The organism is Moorena bouillonii PNG (genome assembly GCF_001942495.1).
Lineage (GTDB): Bacteria > Cyanobacteriota > Cyanobacteriia > Cyanobacteriales > Coleofasciculaceae > Moorena > Moorena bouillonii.
The window spans coordinates 2,367,683-2,389,070 of the sequence record NZ_MKZS01000001.1; the positions used below are offsets into that span (position 1 = coordinate 2,367,683).

The 21,388-nt window shown below is 42.7% G+C and carries 26 protein-coding genes and 1 pseudogene; 14 read left to right on the top strand and 13 right to left on the bottom strand.

The genetic code is table 11. The features are described 5' to 3' along the window. Window positions 1-186: 186 nt before the first annotated feature. A complete protein-coding gene (locus tag BJP37_RS38845) occupies window positions 187-357 on the bottom strand; it encodes a hypothetical protein (protein ID WP_158069502.1) in 171 nt (56 codons plus the stop codon). A 48-nt stretch (window positions 358-405) separates the two neighbouring features. Here BJP37_RS38845 and BJP37_RS09700 point away from each other — a divergent pair, with 48 nt between their 5' ends. After that, complete coding sequence (locus tag BJP37_RS09700) at window positions 406-744, top strand: P-II family nitrogen regulator (protein ID WP_075898350.1); 339 nt, start codon at window positions 406-408, stop codon at window positions 742-744. A gap of 88 nt (window positions 745-832) precedes the next feature. On the opposite strand, the gene BJP37_RS09705 is transcribed toward BJP37_RS09700, so the two are convergent. The 3 genes from BJP37_RS09705 to BJP37_RS09715 form a co-directional block, all read right to left on the bottom strand. Next, window positions 833-1,288, bottom strand: coding sequence for a DUF3531 family protein (locus BJP37_RS09705; protein ID WP_075898352.1), 456 nt, complete (start codon window positions 1,286-1,288; stop codon window positions 833-835). Window positions 1,289-1,536: 248 nt separating this feature from the next. Continuing rightward, window positions 1,537-1,689: a hypothetical protein gene (locus BJP37_RS38850; RefSeq protein WP_158069503.1), complete on the bottom strand. Its 153-nt coding sequence runs from the start codon at window positions 1,687-1,689 to the stop codon at window positions 1,537-1,539. A 23-nt stretch (window positions 1,690-1,712) separates the two neighbouring features. Next, window positions 1,713-2,726 carry a hypothetical protein gene (locus BJP37_RS09715; RefSeq protein WP_075898356.1) on the bottom strand — a complete coding sequence of 338 codons (1,014 nt, stop codon included), beginning with the start codon at window positions 2,724-2,726 and terminating at the stop codon, window positions 1,713-1,715. Window positions 2,727-3,172: 446 nt separating this feature from the next. Here BJP37_RS09715 and BJP37_RS43420 point away from each other — a divergent pair, with 446 nt between their 5' ends. The 6 genes from BJP37_RS43420 (at window position 3,173) to BJP37_RS09740 (ending at window position 12,791) form a co-directional block, all read left to right on the top strand. Further along, entirely contained in the window at window positions 3,173-3,298 is a 126-nt protein-coding gene (locus BJP37_RS43420) for a hypothetical protein (RefSeq protein WP_269086976.1), read from the top strand. After that, window positions 3,295-3,585 carry a hypothetical protein gene (locus BJP37_RS40905; RefSeq protein WP_075898358.1) on the top strand — a complete coding sequence of 97 codons (291 nt, stop codon included), beginning with the start codon at window positions 3,295-3,297 and terminating at the stop codon, window positions 3,583-3,585. The genes BJP37_RS43420 and BJP37_RS40905 overlap by 4 nt, the downstream gene beginning before the upstream one ends. Before the next feature lie 125 nt (window positions 3,586-3,710). After that, window positions 3,711-5,843 carry a bifunctional metallophosphatase/5'-nucleotidase gene (locus tag BJP37_RS09725; protein ID WP_075898360.1) on the top strand — a complete coding sequence of 711 codons (2,133 nt, stop codon included), beginning with the start codon at window positions 3,711-3,713 and terminating at the stop codon, window positions 5,841-5,843. A gap of 1,029 nt (window positions 5,844-6,872) precedes the next feature. Further along, window positions 6,873-8,855: a pyridoxal phosphate-dependent decarboxylase family protein gene (locus BJP37_RS09730; protein WP_075898362.1), complete on the top strand. Its 1,983-nt coding sequence runs from the start codon at window positions 6,873-6,875 to the stop codon at window positions 8,853-8,855. An 883-nt stretch (window positions 8,856-9,738) separates the two neighbouring features. After that, a complete protein-coding gene (locus BJP37_RS09735) occupies window positions 9,739-11,391 on the top strand; it encodes an arylsulfatase (RefSeq protein WP_075898364.1) in 1,653 nt (550 codons plus the stop codon). 245 nt (window positions 11,392-11,636) lie between these two features. After that, entirely contained in the window at window positions 11,637-12,791 is a 1,155-nt protein-coding gene (locus BJP37_RS09740) for an HAD family hydrolase (RefSeq protein WP_075898366.1), read from the top strand. 403 nt (window positions 12,792-13,194) lie between these two features. On the opposite strand, the gene BJP37_RS38855 is transcribed toward BJP37_RS09740, so the two are convergent. Continuing rightward, entirely contained in the window at window positions 13,195-13,332 is a 138-nt protein-coding gene (locus BJP37_RS38855; protein ID WP_158069504.1) for a hypothetical protein, read from the bottom strand. Window positions 13,333-13,380: 48 nt separating this feature from the next. On the opposite strand from BJP37_RS38855, the pseudogene BJP37_RS09745 reads away from it, so the two are divergent. Both BJP37_RS09745 and BJP37_RS09750 read left to right on the top strand, forming a co-directional pair. Beyond that, a pseudogene (locus tag BJP37_RS09745) lies at window positions 13,381-13,704 on the top strand (XisH family protein); the annotation flags it as partial. A gap of 192 nt (window positions 13,705-13,896) precedes the next feature. Next, entirely contained in the window at window positions 13,897-14,238 is a 342-nt protein-coding gene (locus BJP37_RS09750; protein ID WP_075898368.1) for a XisI protein, read from the top strand. Between the two features lie 37 nt (window positions 14,239-14,275). Here BJP37_RS09750 and BJP37_RS09755 read toward each other — a convergent pair whose 3' ends face one another. From BJP37_RS09755 to BJP37_RS09790, 8 genes are all read right to left on the bottom strand, one after another. After that, the gene (locus BJP37_RS09755; RefSeq protein WP_075898370.1) at window positions 14,276-14,590 is read right to left on the bottom strand and encodes a Txe/YoeB family addiction module toxin; all 315 of its coding nucleotides are present in this window, start codon (window positions 14,588-14,590) and stop codon (window positions 14,276-14,278) included. After that, a complete protein-coding gene (locus BJP37_RS09760) occupies window positions 14,562-14,867 on the bottom strand; it encodes a type II toxin-antitoxin system Phd/YefM family antitoxin (protein WP_075898372.1) in 306 nt (101 codons plus the stop codon). The genes BJP37_RS09755 and BJP37_RS09760 overlap by 29 nt, the downstream gene beginning before the upstream one ends. 364 nt (window positions 14,868-15,231) lie before the next feature. Then, window positions 15,232-15,570 carry a XisI protein gene (locus BJP37_RS09765; RefSeq protein ID WP_075898374.1) on the bottom strand — a complete coding sequence of 113 codons (339 nt, stop codon included), beginning with the start codon at window positions 15,568-15,570 and terminating at the stop codon, window positions 15,232-15,234. Next, window positions 15,558-15,635 carry a hypothetical protein gene (locus BJP37_RS44550; protein ID WP_143727969.1) on the bottom strand — a complete coding sequence of 26 codons (78 nt, stop codon included), beginning with the start codon at window positions 15,633-15,635 and terminating at the stop codon, window positions 15,558-15,560. Before BJP37_RS44550 ends, BJP37_RS09765 begins: the two co-directional genes overlap by 13 nt. Before the next feature lie 16 nt (window positions 15,636-15,651). Further along, window positions 15,652-16,128, bottom strand: coding sequence for an element excision factor XisH family protein (locus BJP37_RS42340; protein ID WP_229415258.1), 477 nt, complete (start codon window positions 16,126-16,128; stop codon window positions 15,652-15,654). A 459-nt stretch (window positions 16,129-16,587) separates the two neighbouring features. Then, complete coding sequence (locus tag BJP37_RS09780) at window positions 16,588-17,214, bottom strand: type I restriction endonuclease (protein ID WP_075898376.1); 627 nt, start codon at window positions 17,212-17,214, stop codon at window positions 16,588-16,590. Between the two features lie 229 nt (window positions 17,215-17,443). After that, window positions 17,444-17,770, bottom strand: a complete 327-nt coding sequence (locus BJP37_RS09785) for a DUF433 domain-containing protein (protein WP_075898378.1) — start codon at window positions 17,768-17,770, stop codon at window positions 17,444-17,446. Between the two features lie 61 nt (window positions 17,771-17,831). Beyond that, complete coding sequence (locus BJP37_RS09790; protein ID WP_075898380.1) at window positions 17,832-18,176, bottom strand: XisI protein; 345 nt, start codon at window positions 18,174-18,176, stop codon at window positions 17,832-17,834. Between the two features lie 265 nt (window positions 18,177-18,441). Between BJP37_RS09790 and BJP37_RS09795 the strand changes: the two genes are divergently transcribed. From BJP37_RS09795 to BJP37_RS09820, 5 genes are all read left to right on the top strand, one after another. Then, window positions 18,442-18,663, top strand: a complete 222-nt coding sequence (locus BJP37_RS09795; RefSeq protein WP_075898382.1) for a hypothetical protein — start codon at window positions 18,442-18,444, stop codon at window positions 18,661-18,663. Between the two features lie 287 nt (window positions 18,664-18,950). Next, complete coding sequence (locus BJP37_RS09805; protein WP_075898386.1) at window positions 18,951-19,286, top strand: XisI protein; 336 nt, start codon at window positions 18,951-18,953, stop codon at window positions 19,284-19,286. A 72-nt stretch (window positions 19,287-19,358) separates the two neighbouring features. Then, complete coding sequence (locus BJP37_RS09810; protein WP_075898388.1) at window positions 19,359-20,066, top strand: hypothetical protein; 708 nt, start codon at window positions 19,359-19,361, stop codon at window positions 20,064-20,066. A gap of 92 nt (window positions 20,067-20,158) precedes the next feature. Further along, entirely contained in the window at window positions 20,159-20,815 is a 657-nt protein-coding gene (locus BJP37_RS09815; RefSeq protein ID WP_158069505.1) for an ankyrin repeat domain-containing protein, read from the top strand. A 408-nt stretch (window positions 20,816-21,223) separates the two neighbouring features. Next, window positions 21,224-21,388, top strand: a 165-nt coding sequence (locus tag BJP37_RS09820; protein WP_198953996.1) for an element excision factor XisI family protein, incomplete at its 3' end; no start/stop codon positions are given.

Below are 21,388 nucleotides of genomic sequence, written 5' to 3' on the forward strand. Positions count from 1 at the left end.
GGGTCTGTGTGCGGAACCTGCGTCCGCACCTTGTAAGCCCCGTGGAAACCCCCGCGGGTCGGCAAATGGTGCGCTTTCCGTAGGCGAATTTAATTCGCCACGGGTCGCACCTCTGCATCGCTTTCTTATCCCCCACACCCCACACCCCACGCCCCACACCCCACACCTGAGGTCTTTGTTAAAAACCTACCCCTGTGAGGGAGTAGGGAGTCGGGAGTCGGGAGTCGGGAGTTGGGAGGGTGATTCTCCGTTATCCTTGGTGAGCAAGGCAGGCAGGAACATCGCAATGAACCAATGACCAATCACAAATGTATTATTTATTACAGAAAAATTTATTTTTCGTGGTATATGTGTCATGCTGGTGTTAGTCAATTGGAGTGGAAGCCCCAGTAAGGGGCTGGGAAAATGCAAAAAATCGAGGCAATTATCCGAGCCTATAAGCTCGAAGAGGTTAAAATCGCTTTAGTCAATGCTGGTATCGTTGGCATGACCGTGTCTGAAGTTCGGGGATTTGGACGGCAGAGAGGTCAAACTGAACAGTATCGCGGTACAAAGTACAGGGTAGACTTTCTTCCTAAGGTCAAGCTAGAAGTCGTTGTTGAAAATGGCTTAGTTGAGATGGCAGTAGAAAAAATTCTCGCTGCTGCTCAGACCGGTAAAATCGGCGACGGTAAAATTTTCATCAGTCCCATTGAGCAAGTTGTCCGGATTAGGACTGGGGAAAAGAATCTAGAAGCTGTTTAATTCCTAAGTGGTGATGGGTAATGTAAGCATATGCGCTACGCGCATATGCTTACAATCCAGGCACGATTTGCTAAGTGATTAGTAGGAATTAATTTAAATTAGACTCGTAAAACAGTGATTTGCTCCTATCATGCACTGGCCAATCTTCGTTTTCACCACCTATAATTAATTTTTCAATCTCCACATATTCTTTGGCAAGTTGCCGGAAAGAATTAATTAAAATATCAAGAGCGATCGCATCACTCGTTCCTAAATCAAACCAGCAGCGCCCCCAAGTGCCTTCATACTCAAACTCGCCCTGATTATGCATCAAGGCCATTAAACTGTTTTCTGCTACTCTATCATCATATTCCATGTAGCTTATTTCTAGGCCAACCTCTTGCACCGGTAGGTTTTCTGCATCAAATCCTCCCAATTTACCTAATAAAAACCAGGAATTGAACAATTCTTCCACATATTCCTTTTCCCGATAGGAGGGAACAGTGCTAAATTCTATCCAAATCCACAAATCAAATGGGTTAAACTCACGAAATATAATTTGCATATCGTTAGGGAACAGAGAACAGGGAACAGGGAATCGGGAATCGGGAATCGGGAACAGGGAACAGGAAATCGGGAATCGGGAATCGGGAATCGGGAATCGGGAATCGGTTTCAAGCAATTATGTTAACAAAAACTAAGTTTTACTTATCACCATCAATCCCGACTATCCGATAGTAAACTTTTGATTAATCCTGAATTTTTACCAGAAACTATCTTATCACAATTTTCAACTAGTTGTGAAAAATATAGTTATGAAAAATCACCAATGGAGAGAGGCGGTGCGACAAGGTGCGAGGTTTTAACGCCTACGGAAAACGCACCATTACGGTCTTGGAGAACCAGTTGCTGATCAGACTCCCCATCTCCCCATCTCCCCATCTCCCCATCTCCCCATCTCCCCATCTCCTGGTCTTCCTGTGATTCCCTCAAACAGTATAACTAATTGTTGCTAGTACTACCCAATCGAGATCGTGAGTTTCTCCTAAGGCATAGTGAACTGTACACCATTCCCCAGACAGATTGAAGTTAAGATGGTAAGTTTTGGCATTCAGCAGTTGAGTGGCAAACAGGTTTCTCAAATCTAACTCGAACTTGCATTCTATTTGGATTTCCTTTAATCCTTCTCTTTGTTCTGACAATTCTTCTTGAACCTCTTGGTATTCTTCCGTTGATAATTCTCCTTCTTCTTCTAACTTTACTAGTTCTTGTTCTAGCTGTGCTATTGCTTCCTGGTACTCTTCTATCTCGGTTCCGTAATCATCTCGAACTCTAATAAATTCATTGATTTCGCTAATCTCTAAAAATCCCGTAGTATCCAATAATTTTTGAATAACTTGGTGGCGACTAGTGGTGATAACTACCTCGAAACCTCCAAAACTTAATTCTTCCTCTGCTTGGGCTTGATGAGTAATTGGATTAGTGATAGATTGGATTTGCTCAACCAGTGCAGCGGTATTGTCTTGGACAGATTCTATATCCGGAATCATAAATTGTGGTGATGAGTTGCACCGCCAACTTTGTTTGATACCTAATCCAATCCACTCTCCTGGTGTTGATGAACCAATTAGCATGGGAATTCCTAAGGAGCCAAAGACACTTTGTTGAAGGGGAAATCCCTCTTCCAAGTCTTCTGGTAGTGTAGGAAGGCGATAGCCATAGATAGTTAACTCTGACAAATTAGCTTGCAGCAGTGCGATCAGATTTTGGTAATGGTCGCTCACAGCTTGAGATTGGGTTTGGCGAATCTGACTGAGAAACTCTTCCGGAGCAAAGGGCATCAGACCTGTGTTATCCACTAGAAAGCGTTCCACTGAAAAGGGACCTTTATCCTCCACTTCCCAAGGGATAACTATATAAGGAGCGTCACCAACTAGGCTGTAGTATTCATCTTTGGTTAATTCTTGAAGGGTAGTAACAATTTGCTCAGTTTGGGGTTTCATAATTAAAAATTGTTAACGTAGGGTATTAGTAAGCATTCAGCAGTCAGCTATCAGCCGTCAGCTATAGTCTTTTTAGTTCAGATGTGAAACTAGACTTGATGGTGAAAGGGAATAGGGAACAGGGAATAGGGAATAGGGAATAGGGAATAGGGAACAGGCAAACAATCATTGTGTGTACTTCATTAATATGAAAACCGCTGTCTGATCAATCAGAATTTGCTTTCATGAGATAATTTTAAATTATAGCGTTTCTCGCAGTTATGAAGTACAGTATTCTTTGAAGTTGATTCCCTGTGTTGATGCAGGGCATCCCTATTCCCTATTCTCTGTTCCCTGTTCCTTGTTCCCTGTTCCCTGTTCCCTGTTCCCTAAAATCTAGAAATTTTGTCCCTCATAACTATGATAATTGCTATATATATTAGCGCTTGATAGAATTGATCATACTTATGAGGGAGATTCAATTTTATGACTCCCTACTCCCTACTCCCTACTCCATAAAATTCCAAAGCCGAGGTATATCCTTATCGATAACTACCACGAAATATAATCTATTTTATCTGAAGCACTCATGAGTTTTAATGCAGCAAATTATTCTGGTCAAGATTTGAACGAATTTACAGCAGGAAGTTCCAAGATTATTTCCTGTAGTTTTACGGATGTGGAACAGTTTACTGAGTTCTTGACTTATAGCCAAATGGAAATGATTCAGCTTTCTCGTGGTTCGTTCCAGAGTGAGTTTTTGGCTACCCAGATTGGTGATTTATATTTCACACGTATTAGCGCCAATCAATCGGTTCAAGCAATAGGTCCGAAACAGCAGGGATATTTAACTTTTTCGTTGGTTTGGGCCGCCAGTTGAATTAAACAACTAGGGATTAGAGATAGGATGTCAAAGTTTGGTATTGCTTTGGCATCTTATTGCACAAAAAAGAGCAATAACTTGATAGGGTAAACAAGGCACAGAAAAGCTATTAGGTATATTGAATGAATTGGAACCGTATTTGGAAAATAGGGGTAGCAGTTGCGATCGCCCTAGTTTTGGCCATCGTTGCGTACCTGGTGATAGCACAACAGAATCGACCCATCCCGGATATAGGCTCTACAGGCACCAGTAACCCGGAGCCAGAGGTTGTTGACTCAGATACAGAGCCTTTTACTCTACAACTGCTCCATGCTTCAGATTTTGAGGCTGGACTGGCCGCATTGGAAGATGCTCCTCGGTTTTCCGCCGTCCTGAATGCCCTCAAGAAGGACTACCCCAACACCCTTGTCCTGTCTTCTGGAGACAACTACATTCCCAGTCCGTTCCTGTTTGCGGGCAGCGATCCTAGGTTGAACGAGACCCCTGTGGGAGAGGCTAGTATTGGTCACGCCAATATCGAAATCCACAATCAACTCGGTATCCAAGCTTCGACCTTTGGGAATCATGATTTCGATCTGGGCAGCAAGGAAGTGCGGGATATAATTCAACCAGATGGAGCTTACCGTGGGGCGCTGTTTCCCTATCTCAGTGCAAACCTGGATTTTAGCACAGACCCTAACCTATCAAGCCTGATCAGTGCAAACGGTCAAGAAGTCAGCACCATTCCGGCAGGACAGGTTGCGGGGACTGCAGTGATTACCGTCAATGGTGAGCCAATTGGTATTGTCGGAGCAAGCACACCCCTTCTGCCTACCATCTCTTCCTCTGATGGAGTGACGGTGTTCCCGGAAAATCCCACAGACTATGACGCCCTGGCTGCTAAAATCCAAACTGCGGTGGATGAACTGACCGCTACAGGCATCAACAAGATTATTCTCCTGGCTCACATGCAACAGTTGACCATTGAGCGGGATGAGTTAGCCCCTCGTTTGCGGGATGTAGATATAATCGTGGCGGGAGGGTCTCACACCTTGCTGTCTGATGCCACCGATCATCTGCGGCTGGGAGATACCAGTGGCGGTCCTTATCCCATTCTCAAAACTAATAGAGATGGAAATGCGATCGCTGTTGTGAACACAGATGCCACCTATAAGTATGTGGGTCGTCTGGTGGTGGACTTTGATGCAAACGGTATCCTGATTGCCAGCAGTATTGACCCCAACATTAGTGGAGCCTACGCCACAGATGATCAAGGAGTTGCAGCGGTAGGAGGGACCCCAGATCCAGAGGTTGTAGAAATTACCAATACCCTGGATGAAGTGATCAGTACTCAGGATAGCAATATTTTTGGCAATACCAAAGTTTTCCTGCGGGGCGATCGCGCTTTTGTCCGCACCGAAGAAACTAACCTGGGTAACCTAACCGCTGATGCTAACCTGACCTATGCCAAGACTGTCGATGATACAACCGTGTTTTCCTTCAAAAATGGAGGTGGCATCCGTTCCAACATCGGGGTAATTAGCGCTGCTAACGGTGGCATCGACCCCAATGACTTTGAACTGTTGCCCCCAGCAGCCAATCCTGCGGTGGGCAAGGAAGAAGGGGAAGTTTCCCAACTCGACATTACAAACTCCCTCCGTTTTAACAATGGACTTACCCTGTTTACCGTCACGGCAGATCAATTGTTGCAAACCATCGAGGATGCGGTAGCAGCAACAGCTCCAGGTGTGACTCCCGGCCAGTTTCCCCAAGTCGGTCGGCTTAAATTTAGCTTTGATAGCACTCGTCCTGCCAATGATCGGGTTCTGTCTTTGGTTGTCCTGGACGATCAAGACCAAGTTATCGATGTAGTGGCTCAGAATGGTGAATTAGTGGGGGATCCCAGCCGCACGTTTCGTGGTGTTACCATTAGCTACGTGGCTGATGGCGCTCCCTTATCCACCTTCTTGAGTGCCAATCCAGCTTTGTTCAATCGGGTCGATTTCTGGGGTGAGCCGGATAGCAATGGCGATGGGGTTTTAGATCCTGACGAAGACCTCAACAAAAACGGCATCCGAGATGGTGCGATCCCTGAACCTTTCCAGGGTTTTGCCAATTTTGCCTCCTTTGGTTCCGAGCAGGATGCCCTAGCCGAATACCTCCATGAATTCTTCCCCACCGCAGCTAATGCCTTTAATCAGCCTGATACTGACCCGGCATTGGACGAGCGAATTCAAAATCTGGCTTTCCGGGAAGATACAGTAATTCCCGAATAACCAAGCATTGCTAAATCAAGGGATGAAATGATTGGGGTGGGCATCCTGCCCGCCCGAAAATGAAACCAATCAATTAAGCCCACAATTACTGATGGCTAGGTAGCTGATTCTGTCGGCTTCCTAGCTATTTTTGTTGTCACCCCGTGAGTTGAACTTCTGACTTCTAACTTCTGACTTGGGCATAGCGCTATACCAGGTTTTGAGACGATTAATCACGATGCTTAACAAAACGAATCATAGATAAAACTAATCATTGTCCCCTCAAAGACTATTTGATTAGTATGGTTAGTAAAGTTGGAATTTTTGAATGTTCACGGGAACGATTTATGTTTAAGGTTAAAGGAAAGTGACTGTTAAGTTGAATAGCTAGGGATTAGAGATAGGGGGTGGTTGTTTGGTATTCCTTTGGCATCTAGTACCACAAAAAAGGGCAATTAATTGATTCGGTAAACAACCGAAATATTAAGTTTTATCAATCAGTTTGAACGAAATTTAAAGAATGCTGCTCACAGTTGCGTTACCGTAGCGTGGCCAACGGCCAATCGTGGTCATGTTTGTTATGGGTGAAAGCTATATTGTCAAGTTAAGTTAAATCTAAAATCTTTCCTAAAAAAATATACTTTGACTGATAATTCTTGGTAATAGTTATAAAGAATCTGCAAATAACAATTTATTTTTGGAATCTTAACATAAATTTACTTATGCAGATTCGGGAGCAGGTCAAAATTGTATAACATATGAACTATTTACTATTAGAGCGTGCTAAAACACATCAGGGAGCTATAGCTTTAGTACAAATGCTCTGCATAAGTGACATGCTCCGTGCAGATTCCAGCTATCAATTTTTACGGTGTTGCTGATCCTTGGTATGATTGAGCCCCCCTAGCCCCCCAATTTTGGGGGGAACGAAACTCTTAAAGTCCCCCAAAGTTGGGGGATTTAGGGGGCTTGCCCAAAACCAGAAGATCCCGCATTCATACTTCAATTCAGCAACGCCATTTTTAAAAATCTAATCATTAGGAGTCAAAAATGGCCTCTAAATTTTCTGCCCTTTGGAACAAAGATGGTAGTGTCCAACCCAGTGCGCCTCGGTGGGCTGCTTTGCGCTCAGATATGCGGAGTGCCTTCCCAACTTACTATTCCACAGAGACAGATCCCTTTGCGGATATCGTTGGTGAAGCAATTCGTTATCTCAATCAACTCAAGCCAGTGAAACCCTCCCCTGATTCCTCTGCTGGAGAAACTCCAGGCTATCTGGGCGGGGATCCCTCTGGGCCTCATTATGGCAATGTTACCGAAGCAAGACTGGCGGAAAATATGGCTCCAGTAACAGAAGTCCTTAAAGAGGCAGCAGATCTGTTTAAGGGAATGCCCAACTGGAATCATCCCCTGGTGATGCCCAACGTGATTCCACCGGCTAACACGGCTGCGATTATTTCCGCGATGATGACTAATGTCTTCAGCCCGAACATCATTGAAGGGGAGTATTCCTGGGATGTGGAGCGGACTGAAATGGAAACCTCTGCAATCCTGGCAGACCTGATTGGCTGGCCTACCGACGAAGCCGGTGGTCTGTTTACCTTTGGGGGCTCAGGGTGCTATTTTTATGGCATCAAATACGCCATCACCAATTGTTTGGGGATGAGTTCTCGTTGTGATGGCGTTCGCACTGATGCCAAAGTACTGGTGTCTCAACAGGGTCACTACGCTAAACAGAACTCCACAGACTGGACTGGTCTGGGCATGGAAAACTACATCGATATCGATACCGATGAAACCACCAATGTCATGGACTTTGAGCACTTGGAAGAAGTGGTGCGGGAACTTCATAAAGAGGGCACTCCTATCGCCGCCATTGTTTGCACAATGGGCACCACCGATGCCTTTGCTGTGGATCCCATTGACAAAGTGCGCGAACTCGTCGATGAATTGTATCCCCTGGCAGACCATCCCAACGGTGTTGGGCGACCAATGATTTACGCCGATGCCGTAATTGGTTGGTCTTGGCTCACCTTCAAAGGCTATGACTTCACAGCCAATCCTCTGGGATTTGCACCAGAGGTTTTAGCCCAGATCCAGAAGAACTATGATGCCATTAGCAAAGTAGTCTATGCCGATGCCATTGGCTGCGACTTCCACAAAACAGGTTGGTCTACCTACAACTGCAGCGTGGTTATGGTGCGTGATCTGCATCATTTTCAGGAACTGCTGAGTCGGCCTGGTTCCGCTTATCTTCAGGCTCGCACCTGCTACAATCCCGGCCTCTATACCCTAGAAGTTTCCCGTTCCGGCTCTTACTCCATGGCAGCCTGGGCTACCCTCAAGTATATGGGGTATGAAGGATTCCGCTCGATCCTAGGGGGAATTCTGGAAATACAAAACTACCTCCGGAATGAGGTAATTGCCAACGAGCCCACTGTGGTCTCTGTCAACGAGGCAGATTCCGGCTTTGTCACCCTGTTCCGGGTCTACAAGAAGGGAGTGGATGCAAAAGCCCAATACGAAAGGGAATTGAACGATCCCGCTGCTAAGGAAGAACTGGATGCCAATAACCAATTGCAGCAAGATATAGCAGATATGCTCTGGCAGTGGCACCGGGATGGTCAGTTACATGGAGATAGCTACGCCCCTTACATCAGCTACACCAGCGGCTTCCGTCCCACAGACTATGATGATGAAGAACTTGAACCGGGTTTCATCTATGCGGTCAAGGCCTATCCCATGAATGTCAACATTACACCGGATGTAATGGATGATCTGATTCGGTTGGTTTTAACAGCGCGGGATGCGATCGAGGCTGGGACTGTACCTCAACCCAATGATGATGCTGGAAATTGCCCCATGCCTTACTCCGATTTCCACAACATTACGCCCCTGGAATGTGCTTCTGATGAGCCAGGCACAGGGGGTGCCACCTCAGATAACCTTCTGTCTGGCATTGGACGACAGTCTATGAAGGCACTGAAGCGGCTCCGGAAACGCATCCGGAAACGCCTTCATGGCAAGAAGTAGAAGAATCGTAGTGGACTGGCACACTTTAAATGTTGCTTTAGAAAAATACCAGGATCTAGTTTCAAAAAGGGTTTAGCTGAAAAAGCTATTACACTATTTTAGCTGTGTCAGTCCACTACCAATACTTTTTTTCAGATGCGATCGCACTCTAACGCGATCGCATCATTTTTTTCCGAATGGTTTGCCTCGAAGGGCAATTTCCTAGGTATACATATTGTGCCAATTTTGTCAATAACTATCAATGAAATCACCCTCTAGAAGATGTTATAGACTTCAACTCTCATAAACTTGAGATCCTATTTAGCCTAAAAAAATCAATTATCAAAGCTATAAACAGTAGTCGTTTTAGGGGATTATAATTACCATTATAGCCTAACAAGTACCAAAGAGCGAAAATTCTTAATAATTTTTATTATTGTTTATTGCTTAAAATACCATCTTATCAAACTTAGATATAAACCCCCGATTTTTTAACATTTATTAAATGGTTTGGCTAGGGCACGGATTCTAGTATATTTGTTTTACTTTGGAATATTAGTTTTTGTTAACTATTTTATAGTTTTGATAAAACTATAAAATAGTATCTATTGATTTTTGCCGGATTTTACAAAAAACTTGGGTCAACTAAGTGCTTGCTAAATCTGGATTTAGCTTGGTTTAGGCTGATCAAATCTGGTAAATCCTCAAGGTATTTTTAATCACATTCCATCAAAAAAATAATTTTTGTGATCCAAAAACTGTGAGATACTAACCAAGGGGTGCATAAAACTTGTAAACCCAAAGTTGAAACTCCGATACATAGGGAGAGTTATGGAATATTTGAGAGCTAATCGCTCCAAGGGCAGTCAGGAAACTGCCCTTGGAGCGATTATTCAATGCGGTGATGGCCATCGTACTAACGATCACCTTCGCCCTAGTTGGTTTCCTGCCAGGAACTAACCAGGGAATAGCACTTGCCGACACACAAGGCAAGTGCTATTCCCTGGTGATTATGGGGGATGACATCGGCTGGTTTAACCCCAGTATCTACAACCGGGGGATAATGGGCTACGAAACACCCAACATCGACAGTATTGCTGAAGATGGCATAATGTTCACCGACTTCTATGGTGAGAACAACTGTACTGCTGGTAGAGCTGCTTTTATCACTGGTCAGAGTCCTGGACGTACTGGTCTAACCAAGGTGGGCTTACCTGGTGTTGACGTAGGATTACAGGCTAAAGACCCAACCCTGGCTGAGCTGCTCAAGCCCCTGGGCTACGCCACTGGTCAATTCGGTAAAAACCATCTGGGTGACTTAGATAAGTATCTACCCACTAACCACGGCTTCGACGAGTTCTATGGCAACCTCTATCACCTCAACGCTGAAGAGGAACCAGAAAACGAAGACTATCCACCTTTAGGTGAGTATCCAGAATTCGACGATAATTTTAGGCCGCGAGGCGTCATCCATAGCTATGCAGACGGTTCAATACCATGCGAAGAGGGGAGATTAACAAAACCAATAATAGACGTAACAGATCCAGAGAATAGTGAAGGTCAACGAGTCTGCGACACCGGTCCGCTAACTAAAAAGCGAATGGAAACAGTGGACGAAGAGTTCCTAGATGGTGCACTAGATTTCATCTCCAAGGCGCACTATAATGACCAGCCGTTTTTTGTCTGGTTTAACTCCACCCGTATGCACGTCTTTACCCACCTCAAAGACGAATCTGTCGGGGTTACCGGACAGGGAATCGAGGCAGACGGTATGGTGGAACACGATGGTCATGTTGGGATACTTCTCGATAAGCTCAAAGAATTGGGCATTGACAATAACACCATTGTGGTCTACACCACTGACAACGGTGCAGAAGTATTTACCTGGCCCGACGGCGGCATAAGTCCTTTCCATAACGAAAAAGTAACTAACTGGGAAGGTGGTTTCCGCGTGCCCGCTATGATGAAATGGCCTGATCATATCCAACGTGGTGTGATTTCCAACGAAATCATGTCTCTCCAAGACTTGCTGCCCACGCTCATGGCTGCAGCTGGTGTGCCCAATATCAAGCATCAGCTACTTAGAAAGGGTTACGGCACTGATGAGTGCGGTAACCCTATCCTCATTCATCTAGACGGCTATAACTTCTTGCCCTATCTATTGAATCCAGATGAGGAAAAAGCGCCTCGTGAAGAGTTTTACTATTTCACTGATGATGCTTACCCATCAGCACTCCGGTTTAAAGATTGGAAGATAATTTTTGCCGAACAGCGAGCTGAAGGCTTTGATACTTGGCAGGAACCCTATGTAAATTTGAGGGTTCCTATGATCCTTAATCTGCGTCGCGATCCCTTTGAGAAAGCTCCGAGCGAATCTGACTATTACGTAGACTGGCGCTTCCGACGCACTTACTTGCTAGGTCCAGCCGTATCATATATGGCTAAATTCCTGGATACCTTCAGGAAATTTCCACCTAGTCAACGTCCCGCATCTTTTAGCGTCGATCAAGTTGTGCAGGAGCTAATAGAAGACCTCAAGAATATGGCATTGGATTAAGCTACTCAGTAGGGTGTAGCACTAAGTCTTTACTGGCTAAGTGCCACCCATAGCTCGACAATCAAGGCGTCACTTGATGGCAAATCAGAAAAACTGGGAAAAACTGCCCATCAGTGATGCCTGCCAACCAGGGTTGACCATAACTACTTGCCAATAGTTTGTATCAACAAGATCAGTTGGCTCCCTAAAAATAGCCTTAATTGGCTTGAAGCTGCTCAGCAATTACACTAAACAAGTCTTAGATCATGAAAAAAAGAAGGTTTTTAGTTTTCCTATCGATTCTGTTATCAGTCTTTTGCATAGGAGGCTTTGTCGGATGTCCTTCTGGCAATGCCGATTATGACCCCTTACTGTCTTGGAATGAGGGTACGACTAAGGACACGATTGTTAACTTTGTGGAAGACGTTACCAATCCCAGCAGTTATAACTACGTTCCTCCTAGCGATCGCATCGCCACCTTTGATAATGATGGAACCCTGTGGACTGAAAAACCAGAATATATTCAGAGCTCATTTATCAACTATCGGCTAAGGAATGGATTGCAAGCTCTTCAAAAACTTCCTTCTTTAACTGAAAAGGATGTCATGGTAAAAGATCTCATCCTAGAATATACTCTTACGGAGCCATTAACACCGGAAGAGTATAAACAGAAAGCTAGGGACTTTCTGGATACACAAAATCATCCAGACCTTGAAGTTCCATACATCGAGCTGACTTATCAGCCCATGGTTGAACTGGTCAATTATCTCCAAAGTAATGATTTCAAGGTCTATATTTGCTCTGGGGGAGGACTTGATTTTATTCGCTCCTTTGCCGAAGATGCCTACAGTATTCCCCCTGAAAACGTGATTGGTACGACCGTCCAAACAGAATATATTGTCCAAGACGATGGATCTTATCTCTTGGTTAGGAAGCCAGAACTGGTGAAACCGATTAATGATGAAGCAGGTAAACCAGTAGGAATTGAGCGCTACATTGGAAAAAAACCAATTATGGCAGTTGGTAATTCCAGTGGTGATTTACAAATGCTTGATTACACTGATGATCACATTGGTCCAGCTTTCATGATGCTGCTTCACCATGATGATCCGCGCGAATGTCCCTATGCTGTTGATAACCCTGACATTGACTGTCCATACGATAAAAAGTCCGAGGATGATATTAATATTTTTGATCTGGCCAATGAGCGTGGTTGGACAGTTATCAGTATGAAAGACGATTTCGTAACTGTGTATGGAGATATAACTCCATCGATAACTCCATCGATAACTCCATTGGATAATGGATCTGGATCTGAACAAGCATCTGGATATGAGAACACATCTGGAGATCAAACAACATCTTCTAAATACCAACGCTCAGTGCGCTCATCAGTTGCTGGTAGGTATCGTAGGTACTAAAAGCCAAGCCCTAGTATAGCGGTTTTCAATTTGGTCAGGTACAGAGTCCCTGGTTTTAGGGAACAGGGAACAGGGAACAGGGAACAGGGAACAGGGAAGAGTAACCCCCTAAACCATCCCAAGAGGTTAAGAGGGAACAGGTAAAAAAACTGTGTACCTCATTAGGCTATAAACCGCTATACATAGCATCTTTTGAATTTGGCATCTTGAATTTGGCATGCCAAGCAACTCTACTAACCTAAATAAGCATCAAGGCGTCACTGGATGGTAAATTATAAAAATTGTACATCAGTGACGCCTTTTTAAGATTAAGTAAGTTTTAAGCTATCAGCGAACAGCGATTAGCGCTACTTGAGGTGCTACTTGAGGTGCAAAAGGCCTGTGGGCACGCTACGGGAACAGTTTATGCCCATAGCGCACGGTACTTGAGGTACTTTTGAATAAAATAAGCTGACGGCACCTCAAGTAGCGTGGCCAACGGCCAACGGCTGACAGCTGTTCGCGTAGCGTGCGCGTAGCGCATATTTGCTGCCGTAAGCATCCCGCTCACTATTGAAGGATAATAGTGCTAAAAGTTGTAGAAAAAGTAATGGCTGCCAAAGACCTATTCCATGATGCTGTAAAACAAGCACTCCTAAAAGACGATTGGATTATCACAGCAGATCCCCTAAAAATTAAAATTGAGGGAGTTAAGCTTGAAATAGATTTAGCAGCAGATAAAGTTATAGCAGCTCAAAAAGCAGAACGAAAAATAGCAGTTGAAATAAAAAGTTTCCTCAATACTTCGGCAATTACAGATTTTCATGCGGCACTAGGTCAATTTTTAAACTATCGTCTAGCATTACAAATGAGCGAATCAGATAGAATACTTTATCTGGGAGTTCCTGTTGATACATTTGAATCATTCTTCCAATAAAAATTGCCCCAAGAAGCAGTTATAGCGCTACGCGCAAGGCAATAGGCAATAGGCAATAGGCAATAGGCAATAGCTAGTGATAATAGCTTTTGCTGCTTTTATAAATGTCAAACACCTTAATGCGTAGTGCCATAAATTTTATCAAGTAAAATTGCTCATATACAATCCTGTTGAAGAGGTAATAATCGAATGGAAAAATTAGAAAAGTACCGATTAATAATTCGCCAATTATTAACTAATCATGCCAGGTTAGAAGCGAATAATTCAGATTCAGAGATTGAAGGTCAACTTATTTTTGACACAGAACATGACCATTATCAACTTCTAGATATCGGCTGGGATGGACTCAAACGAATTTACAACTGTTTCATCCATTTAGATATCAAAGATGGCAACGTTTGGATTCAGCGAAATATGACAGAAGCTGATTTGGCGCAAGATTTAGTGGAAATGGGTATACCGAAAGAAGACATTATTCTCGGTTTACATCCCAGTTATAAACGTCCTTACACAGGCTACGGAGTGGCTTAGTAGTGGATTGGTTTAAAAAATAAGACCCAACAAAACATCAATCATAATGATACCGACAAGCCAGAAAATTAATCTGACTACTTCCCACCCGATAAACCAGCCGATGTTCCAAATCAATGCGCCGTGACCAAATATCTGCATCCATATACTTTAATGGTTCTGGTTTACCAATGCCCTCAAATGGATTGTTCATTACAGCAGTAACCAAATCCAAAATTTTCGACGCCACTTTAAAATCATGGAACCACCAAGCCAAATCTTCCTTAAACCTAGAGCTAAAACCAGGACTGCGATTTACCACAACTGGCTTTACTTGATCGGATTCAGCCTTTTTCTTCTTCTTCTTGCTCAATTCCCAACTCAGAGTAAAGTTCTTCAATGGTTTGAGGTTTTATTTTTCCAGTCTTAGACTCCTCAATTGCATCCAGCAGGCGAATTGCATTAGTAGAGTTTCTTAAGAGATAAACCGTCTCTACTAAACTCCTCAAATCCGATTCTGTAATCAAAGCAACATTCTCACCATCACGACGATTGATGATATATACCTGATTATTTTGTGAAACTATATCCAACAACTTAAAGAAGTTATTTCTAGCATCAGTTGGAGATGTAATCTCGTAATCAAACATCAGTTTATGTACAGATTTACGTACATAGATTATATCACTTATACCAAATCAAGCAACGTAAGCATTCAGCCATCAGCCGTCAGCCGTCAGCCGTCAGCTTATTGTATTCAAAAGCTGATAGCTGATAGCTGAAGACTTACCTAGCAACAGATGCTTTCCTTGAAACCAAAACCTGATCTGACTTTATGAATTGTAAATTGTTATGAGTAATCATACTGAAAATTTACCTTTAGACAAAGAGTTAACCTTAAGCGACTCCTGCAATCCCTTAAGCATTTCCACAACTTCAGGTGCGACCCGTGGCGAATTTAATTCTTAATGGTAAGAGCGCACCTACCTATCCCTCACCAAACAAAGTGCAACGCTAAGCAATTGCAAATTCAGTATATTGTCTAACATGAGGTGGATGAAATGCCAAAACAATCTCCTCTCGTAGTATTCCTTTCTGTAACAAATCTGTCGCCACCCCATCCTCTGTCCAATCTTCCTCAATCCAAATCTTGTCATCCTTCAAACGGATATGAATCATCACACTCTTAATCCGTTCATCTTTGTGCCAACCCATCAGCACCAAAAGGTACTGATCCTGTACCTCATCAAAAGCTAAAGCACTTTCAATTGTAGAACCAGATTTTTCATTGAGCTGATGATATTCTCTTAAAACTTCCTGAACAATTTCCCGATAACGCTTTAATCTATCCATTGCTCAATTACCTCACTTTCTGAATCAACGACCAACACATTAACCTGATTGCGATTAATAATCATCTGAGTTAACTGACGTTTAAAATAATTTTTGTATAGCGTTTCTAGGACTCATGAGGTACACATTATTTTTTCCCTCTTCCCTCTTCCCTCTTCCCTCTTCCCTCTTCCCTCTTCCCTGCTCCCTGCTCCCTGCTCCCTGCTCCCTAAAAACCCTAAAATGTACCTCACAAGTCGTAGAATTGCTATAAGTTCCTTTTGTGATGGCCAAATACAGTTTAAAATCTAATTCTTTTTCTACTAAAATATCCCTATAAACGATATACTGACCCACAGCTTGTTCTAGGTCATTTACAAAGGAGCGACCCAAGAAACTCTTGACCTCCACAAGAATTTTTCGCCCCTGCTTTTCTGCTGCGATCGATTTTTCTGCGGCAATATCCACGTATAAGCGATCGCCACCATACTCCAAAGTATAATCTTCTGTTAAAATCTTCCAGCCATCTTTGACTAATGCAAATCTAACAGCATTATGGTAAATATCTTTAGCAGGCATTGGCTTTATTGTAGCACAGACCTCTTTGATTCTAACGCGCTCAAGATTTACGGATGAATACCAAAATGCGATCACCTGCGACACCAGCGGAGCTGATCTACTTGCAGCAGCACTTGCGCGATCGCGCAAGTGCTTCGGTAAAAGTGATTTTCATTCATCAATTAATTTTTTAATTGGCTTTTTTCCTGATTTATAAGAGTTTGTCTGAGAAGTCTCATTTGCTACATCCAAGCCCCCTAAATCCCCCAATTTTGGGGGACTTTTAGAATAAAATTGACTCTTTTTCCCCCCAAAGTTGGGGGGCTAGGGGGGCAAAATCCAGTATAAAAAAACTTTTCAGATATCCTCTAAGCTGCTACACAGCTTGATTATATAATAAAAAGTTATAAAAGTACGCAAACTTCGTGCTGTATGCCTGCCAAAAATCATCAACAGCATCCGCTTCGCTAACAGCAATCTCTAGTTGTCGGAAAATTTGTTGGTTTTTAACTTCTTGAGAATAGTCGCAACCTCGTAGAGCTTATTTTGCCGAGACAATAATGAAAACCCATCAGAAAAATCGTATACTTTATCCTTCAACTTGCAGAAGATAAAATCGCTGCCATTCGTTACCATGCCAAAGCTTGGTTGTCGTGGTGCAGCACTCATATAGGCTAAACACTGTGGTAAAGCAATATCCGCCGCAAACTTAGATCGTTTAGCTTCTACAGTCAGTATCCAAACAAGATCGCGAATCACCAATACATCTATCCGACCTCGATAAACTTCATTGTGTTCTTCCACCTCCAGACTGATAGGAACCTCAGATTGTACAAAAAACGGAGGCTCATGAAATTCCAACCGCTCCAGCAGTGGTGCAACAATAGATAAAAGCACCGTTCCTTCAGTTAAGAGACCAGCATTGTAGTAATGATGATATCGCTGCCGGAGACGGTCCAGAAAAGATTTATCATCATCTAATATCTCAATAGAGGATACCTGCCATTCTGAAAAAAACGATTCATCAGTGGCGCGACATAACCCCAAGCGCTCATGTAATGCTTGAAAGCTTGAAATCGTTTTTTCGATTGCCAGTAGTCTACTCATACAGAGCGATTGCTATGGAATTTATTCATTGTAGCTTTTTATATTGTAGCTTTTTATAGCGTTTCTAGGATTTATGAGGTACGGTGATCAACCTCAAAGTCCCCCTTATTAAGGGGGATTTAGGGGGATCCCTTGGTACCTCATGGTATAGATAATTGCTATATATTGAGTCTTGTTCTTCGGCCCCGACCTACTTTTTGAGTAACTTTCTAATATAAACGAACCATCATTAATCTGCCTCATTTTCTTGGATTGCAGTGGCAACTTCCTCAGGATTAATTTGGGCATAGATCCAAGCATTCGCTAAATCAATTGCTGTTAATGTAGGATAGTCATAGAGTAGTTGAGACTCGCTAATGCCTAGATTACGGGCATTTACCAATACCCAAACAGGAATACGAGTTCCAGCAATACAAGCATCACCACCACAAACGTTTCTGGTTTTGGTTATTCCACGCCAGTTTTGGTTCAAACTATGGGCTAAAAGGTGAATTGCTTCTGTTTTATCTGTGGGAGATAGAGCAAGTAATTGGGTTTCTATTTGTTTGATAGTCATAGGTATTACTTATGAGTAGGGTGCATTAGTAACAGTGGGACGCTAAGGGATTGACCGTAGGTCACGCTACTTGAGGAGCAAATTCAGTATATTGTCTAACATGAGGTGGATGAAATGCCAAAACAATCTCCTCTCGTAGTATTCCTTTCTGTAACAAATCTGTCGCCACCCCATCCTCTGTCCAATCTTCCTCAATCCAAATCTTGTCATCCTTCAAACGGATATGAATCATCACACTCTTAATCCGTTCATCTTTGTGCCAACCCATCAGCACCAAAAGGTACTGATCCTGTACCTCATCAAAAGCTAAAGCACTTTCAATTGTAGAACCAGATTTTTCATTGAGCTGATGATATTCTCTTAAAACTTCCTGAACAATTTCCCGATAACGCTTTAATCTATCCATTGCTCAATTACCTCACTTTCTGAATCAACGACCAACACATTAACCTGATTGCGATTAATAATCATCTGAGTTAACTGACAATGAAATGTAACACACCAAAGTGCCATCGCTTTTAGCGGCTCCAAAGGAGCATCGCGTAGCGTACGTAGCCCTTTGGCCTAATCGCTGATCTTGTAGGGTGCGTCCTTCGACAGCGTAACCTACCCCCTCAGAGTTTTCCATCTACTGAGCCTTACAATAGAAAGCAACCTATGGAGCGATCGCCATGACACCAAAACAAGAACTGCTCAAAGAACTGGAAACTGTTCCGTCACCTGTGATTAAAGAAGTGCTTAACTTCCTGGGTTTTCTCAAAGCAAAGCGTCCGCCTGTTGATTTCATGGACTTTGCGGGAATGGCATCTGATACCCCTGAGCTGATAGATGACATTATTGGCAATATTGAAGCAAACCGCGCCATGGACTTAGAGCGTATCCGCGAGCTATGAAACAATGTCTACTGGATACCAATATTCTGTCTTACTTCTTAGGTGGCGATGCCGCTATCGTTGAGAAATTTCGTAGTGAATCCAGATTTTACTATTGCGGATTGAACCATGAACAATCGTACCATATACACGGCGATGATTTTACCAGCCTTCATGGAGCAGCAGAAAATAATTGCGTTCGCCGATCTAACCCACAATAACTTATAACTCTCAAAGAAGTCGATTATTGTATAATGGTTTTGTATCAAGATTTGCATAGATTGCTTATCTGAAGAGGTGATTTTAGAATGGAAAAAATAATCCAGTATCGCCAATACATTAAACAACTTCTGAGTGATTATGCCAGTAAAAGTCCATCTGATCAAGATGTTGAAGCTGCCTTAATATTTGACTCAGACCACGACCATTACCAAGTTGTCTATACCGGCTGGAAGAATCGCCAACCAATGTATGGTTATGTTCTACATTTCAGCATCAAAAATGCCAAAATTTGGATACATCATGATGGAACTGAAATTGGTTTTGCTAACGAACTTGTTAAATTGGGAGTACCAAAGACTGATATTGTACTAGCATTTCAAGAACCTGCTGTACGTCAATATACTGACTTTGCAGTGAATTAGAGTAAAATGGTGTCGCTACAAAGAGGGTAAGCATTCAGCTAATGGGCTACGCGCACGCTACTTGAGGTGCTAATGGGCTACGCGCACGCTGGGATGGAGAAAAGCGTCGAAATATTCCAGGTATTACGCGATCGCGGACCCATGGGACTGTGGGAACATGTTAAGGAACAGTTCAACGACCTGAAACAAACAGTCATCGAAGAAATCAAGAGCATGGTAGTTACCCAGGTGATCACCGCCGGGGTGAAGTGGATTCTGAGCTTGTTAAAAAACAATAAAATAACTAAAGCTAATGCAATAAAAGCTGCCAAGATTACAAATAATAAACATCCTATATTCAGCTCTATCACAGTTATTGATGGGGGAAAAGATTGGGATTATGATTATACAATTCGAAGAAGTAAAAGAGAAGATGGCAAAAAAAAAGCGGAAAGAGATAGAAAACATTCAAATCAGACCTGTGAAGATGAAGTCCTTGAGAGACTCCAAGAGGAAAAAGATGCAATTTGTGGTTCTATACCACTGCCTAAGTGTAAGCCAGCTTTGGATAAGCTAAAAGCAGGGAAAAAACTCAAAGGAAGATCAGTCAAAGGAATGACGAAAAACCATGTTATTAACAGAATTATAATTCTACAAGAATGTATTGATAAAAGACAACAAATACAAGATGAATGCTTTGGTGGAAAACCGGATCAAAGACATGAAGATGCTATCAATCAAATGAAGAATGCACTGGAAAACTGCCAAGAGCTATTAGACAATTATGGAGATTATATATAGAGAACATTTTTAGCTCAAGCCTTGAACGTTACTATTAATCTCAAGTATTGAGTTTACAGTAGTTTAGCATAATGTTATTTGGGTTAATTAAAATGAACAATCAAGATATTTTTGAGATAATTCGAGACCATGATGAGAGTAATCTTGCGAAGATGATTGAACAAGGTCTAGACGTTAATTTTTACATGCCTAATCCCCCTTTCTGGACTCCCTTACAAGAAGCGATAGATGAAGTGGATTATGGAGGAAAAATAGAAATTGTAAAACTTTTGATAAAAGCCGGAGCTGATGTCAATGCTTGGAATCTAGACCGGGATTCTCATCCATTACTCATGGCTATGTGGGGCGGCCACAAAGATATAGTAAGCTTACTATTGAAAGCGGGAGCTAATCCTAATGTCAAGGATAATGAAGGCAATTCTCCTCTGAGATGGAGTGTAGAGGAAGAAAATATAGAAATGGTTCAACTGCTCCTTAATCACGGAGCAAAAGACACAATCAATGAAGCTGGCGGATTTAGTGGAATGAATGCATTAGGGATCGCGGTAAGTAAGCTGAATATTCCTATAATTAAAACGCTTCTCGATCGAGATGCCGATCCCGAAGTAATTGATAACGATTACCGAAAACCAATAGAAAGGCTGCCGAAGAATGCAGACACTGAGATAAAAGAGAAAATCAAAAGATTATTGGTGCGTTACGGCGCAAAAGAGCCAAATGTCTCTTACCTCAAGCAAACAATCCCATGACACACTCTAGACATACCTCATAGTATGGTGGTAGGCGTTCAGCTTAGTGCGATCGCGAAGCGTAGCCCTTTGGGCTAATCGCTGATCTTGCTTTGGTGCGCCCTTCGACAGCGTAACGCACCAAAGCAATCGAATCGATAACGGTACTAACGCCCGCAAAATAGCAAAATGTTCCTTATATTGACCAAACAAGTGCCTGAAGCACCCTACTCATCACTATGGTTTCCCTTTGCTAGCGTAAGCATCCCGCTCACTATTGAAGGATAAATGAAAATTACTCATATATAGCGCTACGCGCAATGGCATTGGCAAGAGGCAAAAGTTGACTACAACAGCTTTTGAGCATGTATCAATGTCCTAAATTTAATGCGTAGTGCTATATAATCCTGTTGAGGAGGTAGTCATCGAATGGAAAAACTAGACAAATACCGATTAATCATCCGCCAGCTATTAACTAATCATGCCACCTTAGAAGCGAATAATCCAAATTCAGAGATTGAGTGTCAACTTATTTTTGACACAGAACATGACCATTATCAACTTCTAGATATCGGCTGGGATGGACTCAAACGA